We start from the raw sequence: 13,925 nt of genomic DNA, 5'->3' as shown, positions 1-13,925 counted from the left end.
GGGTCGCGCTGCCCGTCGGCCCGCTTGCATGGCTCCGGTAGGCTGCCGCACCTCATGGAACGCTTCGGATTCGTCGGACTGCCCAACGCCGGGAAGTCATCGTTGTACAACGCCCTCGCGGGTGGTGGCGCCCTCGCAGCGCCATACGCGTTCGCCACCGTTGACCCCAACGTCGGCGTCGCGAAGGTGCTCGACAGCCGCCTGGACGCGCTGGCGGAAATGAGCCAGAGCAAGAACGTGGTGCCAACCGCCGTGCAGTTTGTCGACATCGCGGGGCTGGTGAAGGGTGCGTCGCAGGGCGAGGGGCTTGGCAACAGGTTTCTGGCACACATCCGAGAGGTGGACGCGGTGGTGTTCGTGCTGCGGGCTTTTGAAGATACCGACGTGCCCGGATCGTCCGACCCGGCCGAGCAACTGGAGATCCTGGAGCTCGAGTTGATCACGGCTGATCTTGAGGCGCTGGAGAAGCACATCGACAAACGCCGGAAGGCGGCCCGGTCGAACCCCGCCCAGGCACCCGAGGTGGCGGCGATGGAGGCGGCCATCGATGTACTCGGCGGCGGAACGCCCGTCTGGCGTGCGGGCCTGGACGAGGACACGATGGCGCTGCTCAAGGCCGAGCAGCTCCTGACCTCCAAACCGGTCATCGCGTTGGTGAACCTTGGCGAGGATCAGTTGGACGAACCGGACACGTATCTGGCCGGCGTGCGAGCGTTGCTGGGAGACACGGCGCCGGTGATCGGATTGTCGATCCAGCTCGAGGCCGAAGCGGCCATGCTGGACCCCGAGGATCGCACCGAGATGCTCGAGGCCCTCGGGCTGGGGGAAGGAGCGCTTCCCACCTTCCTGCATACCGCCTACCAACTGCTTGGCCTCCGTACCTTCTTCACCACGGGCGAGAAGGAAAGCCGGGCATGGACGTTTCGAGAGGGCTTCACCGCGCCGCAGACGGCAGGCGTGATTCACACCGATTTTGAGCGTGGGTTCATCCGAGCGGAAACGATTGGTTGGGACGTGCTGTTGGAGGCCGGTTCGTGGTCGAAGGCCCGCGACGAGGGCACGCTGCGCATCGAGGGCAAGGACTACAAGGTGGTGGACGGTGATGTCATGGAGTTCCGCTTCAACGTCTAGGCAAACGGTGCCGCCAGGCGGGGGATGCCCGGACGTGGCCCGACCCGATGGCGTGGTGACCACCGAGCTGGGAACCTCGCTGTTGTTTCGCCGGGCCGGGGGACCGGTGGGGCGGGCCAGGGGGCTGCATGCCCATCCCGGTCTGCTCGGCTGTGACGATGCTGGTGGCGATGATGAGGATGACGATCCGGTCGGCGATCTTCCGGCGGCCCTGTGGCTGGGGCGAACCCCGCAAGTGCACACCGTTGGTTTGGCGAGCCCGATCGCAGTGTTGACCGCCGGTGTCACCCACCGCGGAACGACACGCGGCCGGCCTGGGGCACTGCGTGTGCAGCGGGTTGAGCTGTTGTCCCCGGGCCGGGTCGGCCGTTGGTCGTGGCCACCACCGGTCACCCTCGAGTTGCATCCAAGCGTCCCAGACCGCCTGAAGCTGGCTGAAGGGTCGTTGCTGGACGTTCATTGGGGTGTCCCCAACAACACGGGCGCACTGTGAGCAGCCGGCCACCCGAGGGTGACGATCGCCGGCGCATGGAGCGCGCGCTGGCCGCACTGGCCGGTTCGGGGCTGGACAGCACCAGGTTTACGGTGCTCGCTGAAGTCGGCGATGCCAGGGGTCGCCTGGATCGATCGATGACCTCGGTGCTCGCCGTGCCGCCGGGTGGCATCGGCATGGTTCTCGATGACTTGGACGCCGGAGGCAGTGTCGCCTGGGTCGCCGACCCCTCGGCTGCTCCGGGTGGAGCCTCGACCGCTGATGCGGAACCGGTGGCGGAACCGGTGGCGGAACCGGTGGCGGAACCGATGTCGGATTGGAGTTTTGGAACCGTCGCGGATCTGCGAGCCGAACCGCCGATCGACGCCGATCGGCAAGCAGGCTGGCTGATCGTGGAAGCCGAGGTTCCCGGCAAGGCGAGCGACGCCGAGGTGACGGCGGCAATCGAGGAATTGCTCGCCGGGGGGACCTCTCCGTCGAGAGCCGCCAAGGAGGTGGCGCGCAGGTTCGGGGTACCCAAGCGACGGGTCTACGAGTTGGCGCTGAGGGCGGAACGCTGAGGCGGAGATCGTCGACGTGGTACCGGCAGCCCACTATGGCGTGGGAGCGGGACACTCCTGAGCCACCGAGCCGTAGAACCGAAGCAGGTCGTCGAGAAGGTTCTGGTTGTCGGAGAGAAACTGCACGAACGCACTGGACCGGATCGTCCCGCCGGAGGTGTCGACCCGTTCCTGCACGGCCTCGATCGTCCCACGGGCGCCGCCGAGCTCCTTGAGGAGTTGGCCGCTGAGCTGAGGCTCGACCTGGTCGGCGGTGGTCTGCCACCCGACGAAGTACTCCGCCAGCTCGGAGCGCGAGAGCGTGGCGAGCAGTTTGAGGTCTGGAAGGGAGGTGAGGGCGACGAGGCTGTCGCAGCGGGTGCCCCCCGACGCCGCCTTGTCGAACCTGGCGAGGACGACATCGTATGAGGCGCCGACCTGCCACGGGGCGATCTTGGCGGTCAGCGGATTGTCCTCTCCCAACAAGGTTTCATCCTCGGCCTGAGTCGAGTTGGTTTCGCTGGGTGTGGACGGCTGGTCGACGGCTGCCGATGGGGTGGAGCCACCGTCGGAGATCAGCGTGAGCACTCCGACAAACGCTGCCGCAATGATGCAGACGGCGGCGAGGAGGTGGCGCTCACCCATGGGAAGGCACCGTCACGATGTTGGATTTGGACACTGAGCCGCAACGGCCACATAAAACGGCAGAACCTTTGGGAGCTCGGTCGGCCGAGCATCGAGCAGTATCCGGGCAGCTTGAGCGTTGACCGTGCCGCCGTCGTCAGCGATGGTCTTTTGGATGAACTCGATGACCTTGCGGGCAGCGTCCATCTGGTTTGCGAGTTCATCGCTGAGTCTCGGCCGGATTTGGTCGGCGGTGGCGAACCAGTTGGCGAAGTACTCGTCGAACTGGGCCGCTGACAGGTCTGGAAACACGTTGAACTCGGGGGTGGAACTCAATGCGACCAACGGGACACACAGATCGTCGCTCTCGCCAACCTTCTCGAACCTGGCACGGACCTCCTCGACCGGCACGTCGAACTGCCAGGGGGCGATCTTGATATCGGCCAGCGAGTCGATGGTCGTTGGCGGGTTGCCGCTCGCAGGCGATGCGGCATCCGTCCCGGCCTCGCCTGCGGTTGCCGGTGTGGGATTCTCACCAACAGCGGGAGCGGCAGTGGTGGGAGGAGCGGTGGTCGGAGCCGTTGTGGCGGGTGCGGGAGCCGTTGTGGCGGGTGCGGGAGCCGTTGTGGTGGTTGCCGGCGGCATGGTGGGTGTGGACAGGGCGGAGGTGGACTGCGCCTGATCGCGCGCGTTGACGTCGTTTCCGGAGTCGTCGCCGAGGACGACGATCAACCCGCCCAAGACCAGGATCGCAGCAACGATGCCTCCGGCGATCATCCAGGCTCGTTGACTCATCGCAGGTCTCAGTTCCATCCGTCGTAGCCGTCGGGCGTCGACCGATTGTAGCGCACCATGGGTCGCTGGACGCTTCTGACACCCGAGACGCACCAGGTGGCCAGGTCCTCACCAGGTGGCGCTCCGCGGTGAGGTTTGAGGAGATGGACAGCCCTATACTTTGCCGATCGCACCCCTCCCTCCCGGATCATCCGCCGATGCGCCGACCGGCGGGTTCTTCCGACGCTGGGTGGGCATTGCCACGGCGTTGGGGGCGGCCGTGGTTCTGCTCGACATTTTGGTCGTCCGACCGCAATGTCCCAAGGACACCGTTCGGCCAGGTTGCTTTGCGGTTGTTGGGGATGCGTTGGGGCTGCTCTCCATGGCGCGGTTGTTGAGTTGGGGCAAGTTCTTCATCAGCCCGGCGCTCTACGAACTCGCCGGCGGCATCGAGGCACCGTTTGTGGGAAAGCCTCCGGCACTCGTGGGCTACATGGGCGCCGTGCTCTGGCTGAGCGAGCGGCCGCTGGTGGTCCAGGCCCTGATCGTGATGGTGGTCGGCGCGGCGGTCGCGTGGGTTTTTCGGAATCGTTGGAAGCACCCGGCGCGACGGGTGGCGGAAGTGGCCGTTCCGATCCTGGTCGTGGTGTCGTTTCTGGCCGACCGTCCGACGATGCTGGCGCGTGTTGCAACCAGCGCGATCGCATTGTTGGCGATACCGGCAGTGGCCATGGTTGGGCGACGGTTGGCCGACGAGCGGGTTGGCGTGGTGGCGGCTTTTCTGGTCGCACTGGCTCCGGCCGTGTGGGTCAATGCATCGATGTTGACGGTTGAGTCGCTCTATATCGTCGCGCTGCCGATGGTGTTGCTTGCCACCTTGCGGGCCTTCGACTCGCCAACCACGGCCCGATACGCCCAACTTGGCGCCGCCATGATGGTTTTGTCGTTCACCAGGTTGGAAGGTGCGGCGGTGGTTCTGGCCTTGTTGGTGGGGCTGGTGATCACCAACCATCGCACCGAACGCATCGGGCGGCGGGTGGGGCTGGCGGTGATGGCGCTGATGATCGTGGTGGTCCCGCTCGTCGGTTGGTCGACGATGAATGCCATGCGGCAGGGTCGGAACGCGGGGGTCTCACCGGGTGGCGGCAGCGTTCTGTGGAGTGGTGCATGCGACGAGGTGGTGTACGGCGAGCTTCGAGGCTTTTGGACGCTGTGCCCCGTCGAGGAGACCATCAAGGAGCCGGTGGTCCTCACCGAGGCCGTCGATGACGCGATCGGCATGACCGGATACGCCGAAAAGGTGTTGGACCCGAACAACGAGAGTTTGTCGCGCGCGCTCGATCGGCCGGCGCGCTCAAGCTCCACCCCTCTGGTGACCTCGGAGGGGGTCCGAGCGGAGTATGCCCGAGTGATGGGCAGGCTCCCCGATGGCAGGCGGGGCGTGGGCATCTGGGTGGATGGTCGCCCGGTGGGTGATCCGGACATGATGCTGCAACCGGGTGACTTCTTGCAGGTGGGGCCCAATGCACTGTCGGGATTCAGTGAGGCTGAGATGGACGCGGGCGCCGGCGTGCGTGCGATTCGCTATTACAAGGAACGCCCCAAGGAACTCCCCATGCTTGCCGCGGCGAGGGTGGGGCGGGCAGTTGGGGCCTACCGGCCGGTGCAAACCGTGCGGCTCGATTCGTTGGTGGAAGGTCGCGGCGCGTGGCAACCGTGGGCTGCGATGGTGTTCTGGTGGGCGTCGCTTCCGCTGGCGGTGATGGGATGGCTTCGTCTGCGAGGCCGTCGTCCCCTCTGGCCGTTCGGCACGCTCTCGATCGTCGTGATCGGTACCGTGGCCATATCGCTCGGCATCCCGCGGTACCGGCTGGGTTTGGATGTGGTGGCCTGCGTCTTGGCCGCAGTGCCGATTGCAGCTTGGATCGGACGTCGTTGGCCGGCCACGGGCCCAACCTTGAGCGAACAGTTGGCCGCCGAACCCGAGACGGTGGAGAGCTCAGCCGAGACGTGACCGTTCGGCCAGGGTGGCGAGACCGACCCCGGCCAGCACGAGCACCGACACGTCGAAGGTGGAACGAAACCTCCAGAGCCCGTACACGATGGCCGCCATTGCGATGGCCAGGGCCATCTGCGCCAGGAGGAGGCCCAGTACCGTCCGCTGCCGGCGCCGGTACAGGGTGAGCGCCCCGACGGCGGCGAGGGGTAACAGCAAGGTCATCTCGACGATGGCGATCCAACCGAGCCAGGGCTGGCGCCCCTCGCCGGTGCCGTACTGCAGCGTGTCGCTCGGGTGGTACCACCCGAGCATCCGCAGTACCCGAAAAGAGGCAACCCGGGGGAGGTCACCACGGTGATCCTTGGCGTACTCCACCGCGCGCTCGCGGTAGGCGGCGGCGACCTGTGACTCGTCGAGCGCGCCGTAGGGGTCGGTGTCGCCCAGCAGTTCGGTGAGGTCGTCGGTGCCGTCGTTGTCGAGGTCGAACTCTCGAAGACACCCGAGGGTCCAGAGCCCCACGCCCGGGCCGTCCCAGACGTCGTCGCAATACGAGCCGATGAGGGTGAAACCGTCCTGGGAGGAGGTGAAGGTTGGCTCGGCGAACACGGCAGCGTTGCGAAACACCCATGCGCCGGGTAGTACCAGGGCGGCCCCGACGGTCAGGGCCGATAACGCAATGGTTGCTCGTCCTGCCCGCCACGCCCCGAGGATGCCAACCGCCATCACGATGGGGGCGAGGATCACGAACTCGCTGCGTCCCAGCATCATCAGGCCGACGAGCGCGCCGAGCGCAACCGCCAGGCGCACGCTGGGATCGCGACGGAAGCGAAGCGCCACCAACGTGGCTCCGAGCAGCACCACGATGCTGGGGGTCTCCGACATGACCGACCCATCGCTCAGCACCAGCGGTGCGGCCACGGCGGCCAGCCCGGCGGCGGCCGTGGAGGCCCGCGGGCCGGCGATCTCCAAGGCAAGGCGGCCGATCAGGAGCACCACCACCACCCCGAGCAACACCATGGCGAGGCGCAGGGCCAGAGGAGCGGCGCCGGTCAGTCCCGCAACCGGGGCCAGCATGGTGCTGGTGAGTGGCGGGTGGGCGGCGGTCGGGTGACCCACGAAGGACTGAAGCAGCGTGTTGGGCCACAGGTACCACTTGCCGCGGGTGAGTTCGAACGCCTGGTTGGAGTAGAAGAGCTCGTCGCCCGCCAGCGGGTCGCCGCGCTTGGCCACCAACACAAAGGCCAGACGCAACACGAACGCAGTCTCCAGCGGCCACCTGGCCACCCCCCACACCGTTCTGCTCGAAGGGCGCTTTGCCCTCGCCGGGCCCGTCGGGGGAGAAGCGTCGAGGCTGTTGGCCTCGTCCGACCCAACCGCATCGGTCGGCGGACTTTTATCACCGGTCACGCAACAACACTACGGCCTCACCTGCTGAGGTCCGGCACGCTCCCGGCGTGCGTCGGGGCGCTAGCCTCATCCCGGTGAGCGGCTCTGACCAACCGGCGAGGAGCGACACCCGCCGTCGCTGGATGTCGCTGTTGGCCTGGTCGGCGGCGGTGGTTGCGGTCGTCGCCCTGGGGGTGGGGTTTGACCGTTGGTTCGGTGCCCGTGACCGACTCGGCAGCGCCGAAGCGCGGGCATCGCCCGTGCTGGCAGAGGCCGATGGGTTCAACCGGGCAGACCAGGAGGGGCTGACCCGCCCGGACAACCCCGACTTCTGGCAGACCGATGGTGTCTGGAACGTGGTCGGGGGACAGGCGAAACCGACCGGCCCGGCGGTAGCGCTCACCAGGGTGCTTGGTGGGCCTGGGGCCTTCGAGGTGCAGGTTCGCGATGCCACACCCGGCACAGCGGTGGTGTTTCGATGGGAGGACGCCAACAATCATTGGCGGCTCCGGCCTCTGGAGGACGGTCCTTGGGTCGTCGAGCGGATGGAAAACGGGCGAAGCGTCGGGGTGACCCGCACGGCCGACCTCCTGGGCTTCGAGGATGTGCGACTGCTGGTCGAGTTCAACGGTGACGAGGTGTTGGTGCGGTCCCAGGGGCGTCTGCAATGCACGGTGGTTGACGCCACTTTTGTGGACGCCGACCAACTGGGCTTCTCCAGCGATGGTGTGGGAACACCAACGTTCGACAACGCCATCTTCTGGTTTCCGCCGCCATCGTCGTCGACCGGCGACCCCTGATGTCGGCCGCACGACCGGAGCCGCAGCCACAACTGGATGCGATACGCGGGCTGGCGGTTCTGGCGGTGGTGATCGGGCACTCGATCAGCCCGTATCTGGCGGTTACCCCAACGGTGACCAACCGGGTGATCATCGTCTTCGGGGTGCTGTTGGGCCTCTCGTTCTTTCCGCTCTCGGCCTACTTGCTGGGCCAGCCGATGGCGGCGGCGTTGCTCTCGGATTCGAGCCCGGAACGATTTGGCTCGTTTATGGGTCGCCGCGTCGCCAGGGTGGTTCCGGCCGCCTGGATCGCCGTCATCGTGTCGGTCTGGGTGGTTCACTCGCTGGCCGCTCCCGACGGCTGGGGCGAGTGGTTGGTCGTGCTGGGGTTCTCTCAGGAATGGCGGGCCGAATGGCTGGCGTTGGGGCTCTCGCCCATGTGGACGCTGGGTATTGAGTGGTTGTTCTACCTCGCACTGCCGCTGGCGGCGCTGTGTGGCGCCCGGGCGTTACCCAAGGCCGCCGGACCCGAACGGCGGGCACGCCTGTTGATGTGGGCCATCGCGCCAATGCTGATCATCGGTCCGGCGTTCAGGCTGAGTGCCTCCGTTTTGGGCTACCAGTTCATGGGCGTCGGCGACAGCGTTCAGCGGTGGCCGTTTGCGTTCTTCGATTGGATCGGCATCGGCCTGATGCTGGCGGTTGTGCGGGCGGGCCTCCACCTGGGGGTGCCGATGCCGCGGCCGCTGTCCTGGTTGCTGGAGCGGCCCAGGGTGATCGCCGGGTTGATGATCGCCGGGTTGTGGCTGACCTACTCGACGCACTTGGCGTTGACCCCGGGGAGCATCGCGTTGGTGCCCTCGATTCTGTCGTCAACGATCCTTCCGTGGGTGTCGGGCCTGGGGGTGTTGGCCCTGGGGTTCACCACCCGAGACACCCCGTGGTTGCGTGTGGCCCGCACCCCCGCCCTGGCATGGATCGCCACCGTTTCATTTGGTGTCTATCTGTGGCACTGGGCGGTACTGGCCATGCTGCATCAGAAGATTGCAGACCTGAACTCCTGGCCCCTCATGATGAGGGCAGGGGTGTTGCTGGCGATCAGCTTGATGCTGGGAAGCCTGTCCTACTACGGCCTGGAGCGTCCGATTGCCGACTGGTACTCACAACGCAGGCGGCGGTTGCGGGCCCAACGGTCAGCCTGACCGGCGGCTGCGGGTGCCTCAACCGCCTGCCACGGCGATACCGACCGCAGCCGCGGTGTCCTCTCCAATGATGCCCCCGCAGTTGAAGAGCGCCCCAAGGTCGGCGCCGAGGCGTTGGCGGGAACCCGCCAGGCCGCTGACCTGCTCGGCCAGTTCCACCAACTGATACACGCCGGTCGCTCCGATCGGGTGACCGCGGCCCAACAAACCGCCCGAGGGGTTGACCGCCGGGAGGTCACCGTCCGGTTCCAGCCGCCCGGCCGTGAGCGCACCGGCTGCCTCACCTGGGGCCGTGATGCCGATTACGTCGGTGGCCCACAACAGCTCCGAGGCGTTGGCGTCATGGAGCTCGACGACGTCGGCGTCCCGGGCCTCGATGCCGAGCTGTGTCCAGAGCCGAGCGGCCACGTCGCCAACCCGGGAGTGGTAGTCGCCGGTGCCGTCGCCGCCGACCATGGTCGTTGCCGTGATCCGGGGGCCGTCACCGGTGGCGCTCAGCACCACGGCGGCGGCGCCGTCGGCGAAGCCGGAGCACATCTCGACGCGCAGCGGGTCGTTGATCAGCCTGGATGTCGCCGCATGCTCGTGGGTGATCGGTTGAGTTCGGACGCCCACGGGGTTGGCGGCGCCCAGCCGGGCGGCGCGCACTGCCGCCTCAACCAGGACATCGTCACCGAGGCCGTGGCGCGTCATGTACTCGCGTGCCCAGCGGGCGTTCAGGGCCATAACCGGGGTGCCCCGGCCCGCGGCCATGGCTGTGTACATCTGCCGATCGTCCGGAGTCATCGCGCGATGAATGGCGTCTACGGTGGCGCGGGTTGATCCGACCGTCATCTGTTCGACGCCGATGACGAGGACGGTTTCGACCCCGCTCCGAACCAGCTTGTCCGCCGTGTAGAGCGCCGTGGAGCCGCCGGCACAGCTGTTGTCGATGTTGATCACGCCCGCACCGCCAAGACCGGCGTCCCGCAACCATGCCTGCCCCCGGATGTTGTCCTGGGTTTGGAGCGGGCCGCCGAGGGCGTTGGCCACCAGAATCAACTGCGGATCCGGGTTTCCGGCGGAACGCAATGCCTTGGTCGCTGCGGCGACCGTCAAGGCGGCAACGTCGCCTGGCTCTCTGCGAAGCGGGAGCGCATGCCAGCCGGTGATCACCGGGTCATCCACGATGAGGTCCTCCTGTGGTGTGATCCGAACGCCCGGTCACTGTTGAAAGAAGTTTGACGATCTGGCCGAGGTGGGCGCGAGGATCGTCCATCGTCACCACCAGGCTGAGGTGGTTGGCGCCGGCCTGGACGAACTCGCCTGCCCGCTGCGCCAGTCGCTCATCGGCGGGCAACACCATGCGGGGTCCGATGCCGGGCAGGTTGTACAGGGACTCCAGCCACTGCCGGCCCGACTCCAGATGCTCCGGGGGACAGCAGAAGAGGAACGGGCCCCGCATCGGCGGCACGATGTGCAACCCGCTCAAACGGTTGAATTGAGCTGCGAAGTGCGAGGGACCCAGAAACGCCGGCAGCCAGTTGGCGCCAAGGGCTGCGACGGCTCGTTGCGACCCGGGGCCGCGTCCGCCGATCCATGGGCGCGGCGCGCTTCGTCCGCCGGTGCTGAGCGCGGCGGCGACCGCCCGATGGTGTTCGACCATGGCGTCCCAGCGATGTGTCGGCGCGGTGAGTCGCTCGGCGGCGTCGTACTCCCGTTGGTGCTCGCCGACACCCAGACCCCAGCCGAGGCGACCCTCGGCGACGTCGATCAGTGACCCCAACGATGCGGCGAGTACCAACGGAGGGCGCAGCAGTGCCTGGAGCACCCCGGGCCCGACCGCGATGCGGTCGGTGGCCTCGAGGCCGATGGTGGTGGCGGTGAGGGCGTCGATGAACGGGCTGTGCCACAGGATGTGATCGAAGCACCAGAGTCGATCGAAGCCCGCCGTCTCGGCTTCGTGTGCGACCGAGCGCACCAAACCCGGGTCTGGTGCACCGAATTGGAGAAAGGTTGGCAACGCCAGGCCAAGATCGAGTGCGGTTGATTCGGTTGATTCAGCCATCGCCGCAAACCCCCCAAAGCGACAGTACCTGGGTTTCGGCCACCGGGCAGAAGCGCTTTTGGAATGCGACCTGTGCCGCAGGGTCGCCGGCCTCGGCGGAGCGGTTGGGTTCGGCCAGGTTGGGGCGGGACGGCGACACGAGCACCCAGTCGGCCTGCGCCAACTCGTCGGGCAGGCTGGAACCCGCCACGTTGGTGAAGCCCGGGTCCATCTCGGAGTGGTAGGTGCCCACGGCGAGGTCGGGAAACAAGGTGTAGAGGGCCACCGGGTTGTCGTAGGCCCGGGCGAGGTCGCTGGGGGCGACGATCAGCCGGTCACCGGGCCCGGCCCTCGCCGCCAGTTCGTTGACGGTTCGCTGAACGGGCGACTGCACCGACGCGGCCACAGGCAACGAACGGTCACCTACGGTGACCACCCCCGCGTCGCGCGTGCTTTGCCCGGTGGCCGCCCGGCTCCACGGGCCGAGCACAGGTGCGGGGAAGAGCACCAGGATCAGCAACAGCGGCACCAGTGGTGCCAGCGCCAGAATGTCTGGCCTCGGGGACGACTTCCTGGCAACGAGCAACGTGGTGATGGTGACCGGCAGCGCGGCCAGGGGTACGGCGGTGGTCAGCGCCAGGTGGCCCAAATCGGGCCGCTGCACCAGCTGCGGCAGCAACGCAAGCGCCAAGCCTGCGACGGGCACCAGCGCCGGCATGCTGCGCCGAGCCGCCCAGGCAGCCGCCACCAGGAGCAGTGTGGCGGCCACCGACACCCAGAACCACAGCGCCACCTGGGCTGCCAGCGGCGGCGCGGGCAGCGGCCATTTCGGGGAGAGGCTCAGGGTGCGGCTGAGCCCCTGAAGGTCGGCGAACGGGGGTGGCGGCAGGCTTCGGTAGGGGCGCAACGTGAATACGGGGCCGGTCACCAGCACCCGCCAGGCCTTCGCCGGGCCGACGATCAGCGTGTAGGCCGCCAAGGGCGCCAAACCGGCGGCAAACCCGCCCAGCATCGGGGGCCACGCTCGCCTGATGGCCGCGCGGCTGCGTGCGGCCCACAGCGCCCCGCCCCCTGCCAACACCACGGCCAGGGCCAGGTCGGGACGGAACCCCAGGGCCAGACCAAACAGCAGCCCCGCACCGGCAAGACGAGCAAACTGAACCGGGGTTGAGGACGTTGCCAACGGCCCCCTTGTTTGCTCTCCGTCCAACAGGCCCGGTGGTACCTCCCGGAGCAGAAGCACGCCCCACAGCACCGCGGCCAGCCCGAACCACCAGGCGACCGCCACCAGGGTGCCGGCCGAATAGACGGTGATCGACGTGACCACTGCTGCGGCCGTGGCCACGTTGCGTCCCCACGGCCGCAGCAGTTGGCGCACTCCCAACACGATGGCGATCAGCAGCAGGGCACCCACCACTCGTTGCGCGCCGATCGAAGGACCAAACACCTTGAACCAAAGCCCCATGAACCATGGGCCGAGAGGGCCGTAGAGCGCGTGGAAGTCGACGCCCGGCGTCTGTCCCTGCAACACGAGTTCGGCGTGCAGGACGGTGAAGCCCTCCTCGTACAGAGGTCCGGGCGCACCCCGCAGACCCCATGCCGGCGCCAGCGCGGCGAACGCGGTGATCAGGTAGCCGGCCTCCCGGGGGAGGACCCACGTCGACCTGGTCGGCGCCGCCGCCGACGTTTCAGCGCCGGGGGTTTCAGGGCGGGCACTCCGGGGGTCGACCGCTTTGGGATCAGCGCCGGTCACGAAAACCTCGCAGTGGCAGGTCGTTGCGTTGCAGCCAGTTGTCGGACGGGTAGTGGGCTGTCGGATCGATGGCGTGCAGGGTGTAGGCGGCTCGACGCCGTTGGGAACGGTTGGCCAGGCTGTAGTGGGGGAGCAGCCCGTCCAGCACGATCAGCGTGCCCGACCGCACCTCGAGGGGGACAAAGCCGGCCTCGGCGCCACCCGCCGGCGGTTCGTCGCCCAGCACCTCCATCGTGGTTCCCCCTCCGGGGGCACGGCGGAAACGGCGGGCAGGCTTGCGACGGTGTCCGCCGGGCAGCGCCCACAGGCAACCGTTGTCCAGCGTGGCGTCCTCCAGCGCAAACCAGAAGCCGACGACCGACCTGGGCTCCGTCCGCAGAAACGTGTGGTCGGTGTGCGACGACACCTCGCCGCCGATCCCCGGCTGCTTAAAGATGAGCATCGACTGCACCAGCGCATGACCACCGACGCCCAGGCGGCCGGCCAAGTCGGCCAGGCGTTGGTGGCGGCTGAAGTCGTCAAAGACGGGTTCGAGGTCGTGCTGGGCATGACCGAACTTGTTGATCGCCCGGTCCAGCGGCACCTGGAGGTTGCCGTTGGAATCGAAGGCCTCGGGCTCAAAGAAGAAGCTGATTCGGTCACCCGAGGCCAGGAAGTAGTCGTCAGACGTGCGGGTCTGCTCGTTGGTGGAAAAGATCGACCGGGTGACCTCATCCGGCTTGAACGCCGCCACCAGTTCGTCGGCCCTGGCGATCAGGGTGGCCGCCTCGTCTGATGGAAAGAAGTCCTCCAGTACCAGGTAGCCGTCGGCTTCAAATCGTTCCCGCGGTGCTGCGTCGGTCGGCCCGGTCGTCATGGTGCCAGTCTCGCAGGAACCGGGCCGGTGCCGCCCCGACACATTCTCAGGACGTCGGTTGGGCGCCGTCACGACTCGCTGCGCAACCGGCGAACGTCGGACGGCCCGAACCCCCAGGGCAACAACTCGTCGATGCCGTGGGGACCGTCGTCCAACAGCACTCCGATACCAGCGCACACTCGGCGCAGAGCGACAGACCGATCGAGGCACACTCGGTGTTGGAGCCCTCCAGCACCCGGCTGTCGGTGGTTTCGGCGGCGGCGGCGCCGACCGGCACGCCCGAGTACGGGGCGTGACTGCGTTCGGTCGCACGCCGTGCGGTGTCGAGCAACAGCGCCCACGGGTCCGGCGTCACGAGGCCTC

Annotated in this window: 14 protein-coding genes; 6 read left to right on the top strand and 8 right to left on the bottom strand. The window is 67.6% G+C overall.

The window, feature by feature from the left end:
- Positions 1 to 54: 54 nt before the first annotated feature.
- Genes ychF through MPARV_RS0112275 form a run of 3 tightly spaced genes read left to right on the top strand, consistent with a single transcriptional unit; the run spans position 55 to position 2,184 of the window.
- The gene (gene ychF, locus MPARV_RS0112285; RefSeq protein WP_012225567.1) at positions 55 to 1,131 is read left to right on the top strand and encodes a redox-regulated ATPase YchF; all 1,077 of its coding nucleotides are present in this window, start codon (positions 55 to 57) and stop codon (positions 1,129 to 1,131) included.
- Positions 1,132 to 1,165: 34 nt separating this feature from the next.
- The gene (locus tag MPARV_RS0112280) at positions 1,166 to 1,624 is read left to right on the top strand and encodes a hypothetical protein (protein ID WP_031278460.1); all 459 of its coding nucleotides are present in this window, start codon (positions 1,166 to 1,168) and stop codon (positions 1,622 to 1,624) included.
- A gap of 35 nt (positions 1,625 to 1,659) precedes the next feature.
- Positions 1,660 to 2,184, top strand: a complete 525-nt coding sequence (locus MPARV_RS0112275; protein ID WP_157789588.1) for a hypothetical protein — start codon at positions 1,660 to 1,662, stop codon at positions 2,182 to 2,184.
- 33 nt (positions 2,185 to 2,217) lie between these two features.
- Here MPARV_RS0112275 and MPARV_RS0112270 read toward each other — a convergent pair whose 3' ends face one another.
- Positions 2,218 to 2,808, bottom strand: coding sequence for a hypothetical protein (locus MPARV_RS0112270; protein ID WP_012225572.1), 591 nt, complete (start codon positions 2,806 to 2,808; stop codon positions 2,218 to 2,220).
- A gap of 12 nt (positions 2,809 to 2,820) precedes the next feature.
- Positions 2,821 to 3,582 carry a hypothetical protein gene (locus tag MPARV_RS24780; RefSeq protein ID WP_157789587.1) on the bottom strand — a complete coding sequence of 254 codons (762 nt, stop codon included), beginning with the start codon at positions 3,580 to 3,582 and terminating at the stop codon, positions 2,821 to 2,823.
- A 160-nt stretch (positions 3,583 to 3,742) separates the two neighbouring features.
- Between MPARV_RS24780 and MPARV_RS0112260 the strand changes: the two genes are divergently transcribed.
- Positions 3,743 to 5,575, top strand: a complete 1,833-nt coding sequence (locus tag MPARV_RS0112260) for a glycosyltransferase family 39 protein (protein ID WP_012225577.1) — start codon at positions 3,743 to 3,745, stop codon at positions 5,573 to 5,575.
- On the opposite strand, the gene MPARV_RS0112255 is transcribed toward MPARV_RS0112260, so the two are convergent.
- Entirely contained in the window at positions 5,561 to 6,967 is a 1,407-nt protein-coding gene (locus MPARV_RS0112255) for an ArnT family glycosyltransferase (RefSeq protein WP_157789586.1), read from the bottom strand. The genes MPARV_RS0112260 and MPARV_RS0112255 overlap by 15 nt on opposite strands.
- A 74-nt stretch (positions 6,968 to 7,041) precedes the next feature.
- On the opposite strand from MPARV_RS0112255, the gene MPARV_RS0112250 reads away from it, so the two are divergent.
- Together MPARV_RS0112250 and MPARV_RS0112245 are read left to right on the top strand one after the other, a co-directional pair.
- Complete coding sequence (locus MPARV_RS0112250) at positions 7,042 to 7,746, top strand: hypothetical protein (RefSeq protein WP_157789585.1); 705 nt, start codon at positions 7,042 to 7,044, stop codon at positions 7,744 to 7,746.
- Positions 7,746 to 8,927, top strand: a complete 1,182-nt coding sequence (locus tag MPARV_RS0112245) for an acyltransferase family protein (protein WP_012225585.1) — start codon at positions 7,746 to 7,748, stop codon at positions 8,925 to 8,927. The genes MPARV_RS0112250 and MPARV_RS0112245 overlap by 1 nt, the downstream gene beginning before the upstream one ends.
- Positions 8,928 to 8,945: 18 nt before the next feature.
- Here the strand turns inward: MPARV_RS0112245 and MPARV_RS0112240 are convergent, their stop codons facing one another.
- Genes MPARV_RS0112240 through MPARV_RS24775 form a run of 5 tightly spaced genes read right to left on the bottom strand, consistent with a single transcriptional unit; the run spans position 8,946 to position 13,917 of the window.
- Entirely contained in the window at positions 8,946 to 10,094 is a 1,149-nt protein-coding gene (locus tag MPARV_RS0112240; RefSeq protein ID WP_020378449.1) for a thiolase family protein, read from the bottom strand.
- Positions 10,087 to 10,974, bottom strand: coding sequence for an LLM class flavin-dependent oxidoreductase (locus tag MPARV_RS0112235; protein WP_020378448.1), 888 nt, complete (start codon positions 10,972 to 10,974; stop codon positions 10,087 to 10,089). Before MPARV_RS0112235 ends, MPARV_RS0112240 begins: the two co-directional genes overlap by 8 nt.
- On the bottom strand, positions 10,967 to 12,706 hold the full coding sequence (locus tag MPARV_RS0112230; protein WP_020378447.1) for a hypothetical protein: 1,740 nt from the start codon (positions 12,704 to 12,706) through the stop codon (positions 10,967 to 10,969). The genes MPARV_RS0112235 and MPARV_RS0112230 overlap by 8 nt, the downstream gene beginning before the upstream one ends.
- Complete coding sequence (locus MPARV_RS0112225; protein ID WP_031278452.1) at positions 12,693 to 13,562, bottom strand: phytanoyl-CoA dioxygenase family protein; 870 nt, start codon at positions 13,560 to 13,562, stop codon at positions 12,693 to 12,695. The genes MPARV_RS0112230 and MPARV_RS0112225 overlap by 14 nt, the downstream gene beginning before the upstream one ends.
- Positions 13,563 to 13,608: 46 nt before the next feature.
- Positions 13,609 to 13,917 (bottom strand): cytidine/deoxycytidylate deaminase family protein, encoded by a 309-nt coding sequence (locus MPARV_RS24775; RefSeq protein WP_012225595.1) that lies wholly within the window; start codon positions 13,915 to 13,917, stop codon positions 13,609 to 13,611.
- Positions 13,918 to 13,925: the final 8 nt, after the last annotated feature.

It is taken from the genome of Candidatus Microthrix parvicella Bio17-1 (assembly GCF_000299415.1).
GTDB lineage: Bacteria > Actinomycetota > Acidimicrobiia > Acidimicrobiales > Microtrichaceae > Microthrix > Microthrix parvicella.
This window is presented reverse-complemented; position numbering and strand designations above follow the sequence as displayed.